The sequence below is a fragment of the Polaribacter sp. genome, from assembly GCF_965656025.1.
Classification (GTDB): Bacteria; Bacteroidota; Bacteroidia; order Flavobacteriales; family Flavobacteriaceae; genus Polaribacter.
This window is the reverse complement of sequence record NZ_CBFHJT010000026.1, coordinates 1-2,797: the sequence shown is the minus strand read 5'-3', so window position 1 is coordinate 2,797 and position 2,797 is coordinate 1. Positions and strand designations below refer to the sequence as shown.

Here is a 2,797-nt window from a genome sequence, read left to right as displayed (position 1 = left end):
TCGTTTAATATGTAATCTGTTATGTTCATTCTTTACGAATATAGGATAAAATGATTTAATGGTTTATCTTTGTACACTAATTATATACAATGACAAAGTTAAGTGTAAATATCAATAAAATAGCAACTTTACGCAATTCTAGAGGAGGAAATGTGCCAAATTTACTAAAAGTTGCAGCAGATATAGAGAGTTTTGGTGCAGAAGGCATTACCATACATCCAAGACCAGATGAAAGACATATTAAATACCAAGATGCAAGAGATTTGGTAAATGTGGTTACTACAGAGTACAATATAGAAGGTAATCCTGTAGCCTCTTTTATGGATTTAGTTTTAGAAACCAAACCCACACAAGTTACTTTAGTACCAGATGCTGTAGACGCAATTACTTCTAATGCTGGTTGGGATACTTTAAAAAATGCTTCTTTTTTAAGTGAAGTAATTCAGGAGTTTAAACAACACAATATTAGAACTTCTGTTTTTATAGATACCGATTTAAAATTGATAGAAGGTGCCAAAAAAGTAGGAGCTGATAGAATTGAATTGTATACAGAAGAGTTTGCAACACAATATGGTTTAGGTAATAAAAATGGAGTAAAGCCTTATACTGAGGCTGCAGTTTTTGCTCACGAGATAGGTTTGGGTATTAATGCGGGTCACGATTTAAGTCTAGATAACATAGAGTTCTTTAAAAATAATATTCCAAACTTAGCAGAAGTGTCTATTGGGCATGCTTTAATTGCAGAGAGTTTGTATTTAGGTTTAGAAAATGTAATCAACATGTATTTGCATCGATTGAAATAATTTACAGTCAGTAGTTGTAGTTTACAGTTGCAAACCACACGAACCTATGTTTTTTAAGTTTCTATTTTATCAAAAAAATAGGAATCAATTTTAATCTAATAATTTATCAATCTTACAAACCAATAATCTAAATGTCTAAAAATCCAATTTTACATTCGACTATAAAAGGTGAAGGAAAATCTTTGTTAATTTTACATGGCTATTTTGGAATGTCTGACAACTGGAAAACCTTAGGAAATCAGTTTTCTGAAGACTATCAAGTACATCTAATAGACCAAAGAAACCATGGCAGAAGTTTTCATGAAGATGTTTTTAATTACGAGGTTTTAGTAGAAGATTTACATGATTATATACAACACCATCAACTAGAAGATATTTATTTAATTGGGCATTCTATGGGAGGTAAAACAGCGATGTTATTTGCTGTTACATACCCAGAATTGGTGTCTAAATTAATTGTGGTAGATATTTCACCAAGAGAATATCAACCACACCACAATGCCATTTTAGCAGCGCTAAATTCCGTAGATTTCTCTGTTGATAATACTAGAGGTAAGGTAGATAAAAAAATAAAAGACTTAATACCAGAATTGGGTGTACGTCAATTTTTATTAAAAAATGTGTATTGGAAAGAAAAAGGGCAGTTAGCTTATAGGTTCAATTTACACTCTTTAACAGAAAATAATTCAGAAGTTGGTGCAGCTTTGCCTTCTTTTACGGTTTTTAAAAAGGATACATTATTTTTAAAAGGAGATAGGTCTGATTACATCACAGAGAATGAAAAACCATTAATAGACGCTCATTTTCCGAATTCTAAAATTATCACTATTAAAAATGCAGGGCATTGGTTGCATGCAGAAAATCCTAAGCAATTTTATTCAGAGGTTTGTAGCTTTTTAGGATAAAAAAAATAGACGTTTAGAAAAAAATCTAAACGTCTATTTGGGGGAAATTTTAGGGAGTGTTATATCTTAATATTCTCTATCAAATATACAATTAACAACTAATTATAAAATTGATGTATGTTAAGAAGTTATTTAAATTTTAAATTACTTCTTATTCTACTAAGACTCTCGCTTGTTATCCCTAAATAAGAGGCTATATGATAATTTTTTACACTTTTTTCTATGAGTGGGTATTTTTTTATAAACGATAAATACCTATTTTCTGCAGAATTTACAGAATTTTGTAGTATTCTTTTTTGAAAGCTTGCAAAAGCTAATTCTAACTTCTGTCTAAAAAAATTAGATATTTTAGGATGTAAGTCGCATAAATAATTCATGTCTGTTCTAGAGAGTTTGTAAACAGTAGCATCCTTTAGTACTTCTATACTCATAATAGATTTTGTATTACCAAAAAAAGAAGTGTAATCGCTTATCCACCAATCTTTAATTGCAAATTGTACAGTATGTTCTTTAGCATTGTCATCCTCATAATAAGATCTTAAGCAGCCGTCTAATACATAAAGTTGATAATCCATTGTTTTATTAGGAGTAACAATTATGGTTCCTTTTTTGAATTCTAATTTTTTAAACTTAAGAATAATCTCTTGTATTTCTTTATTTGAAAAAGAAATTTCAGGAAAAATATCTGATATTATAGTTTTATGAACCAAAAAAGCCTTAATTTTTATATGTATAAAATTACAAAAAAACAGTTAAACAGCTATTTCTCCACGATGTGGTTTTAAGGCATCTCTAAAAGTTTTCATGTTTTTTTCGTCTACAATAATAAATGCAACAGATAACATAGGGTTTATCTCTAATACATCTATGCTATAAAAAGGCAGGTTTTCTGCAACTGTAAATTCTTTTAAATGTTTGGTGTGATGATTGGCAGTTTTTTTTGCATCTTCTCCTCTAAAATCCCATAAAAGTTTTATTTTTCTATTCATTTTTGATTTTTTTAATGGTTGATGAAAATACACAAATCACCTTTTTTAAAGTTGATTTTTACTACATTTTCTATGGCTTTGTTTCTAGTGCCAATACTTT

4 protein-coding genes are annotated in these 2,797 nt (G+C 29.1%); 2 read left to right on the top strand and 2 right to left on the bottom strand.

Translation table 11 applies throughout. The features are described 5' to 3' along the window. Positions 1 to 89 precede the first annotated feature (89 nt). On the top strand, positions 90 to 803 hold the full coding sequence (locus ACTG3S_RS06725) for a pyridoxine 5'-phosphate synthase (protein ID WP_439128595.1): 714 nt from the start codon (positions 90 to 92) through the stop codon (positions 801 to 803). Positions 804 to 934: 131 nt separating this feature from the next. After that, positions 935 to 1,708 (top strand): alpha/beta fold hydrolase, encoded by a 774-nt coding sequence (locus tag ACTG3S_RS06720; protein ID WP_439128594.1) that lies wholly within the window; start codon positions 935 to 937, stop codon positions 1,706 to 1,708. A gap of 128 nt (positions 1,709 to 1,836) precedes the next feature. Here the strand turns inward: ACTG3S_RS06720 and ACTG3S_RS06715 are convergent, their stop codons facing one another. Then, complete coding sequence (locus ACTG3S_RS06715) at positions 1,837 to 2,418, bottom strand: Crp/Fnr family transcriptional regulator (RefSeq protein ID WP_439128593.1); 582 nt, start codon at positions 2,416 to 2,418, stop codon at positions 1,837 to 1,839. 42 nt (positions 2,419 to 2,460) lie between these two features. Next, entirely contained in the window at positions 2,461 to 2,697 is a 237-nt protein-coding gene (locus ACTG3S_RS06710; RefSeq protein WP_439128592.1) for a hypothetical protein, read from the bottom strand. Between the last annotated feature and the right edge of the window lie 100 nt (positions 2,698 to 2,797).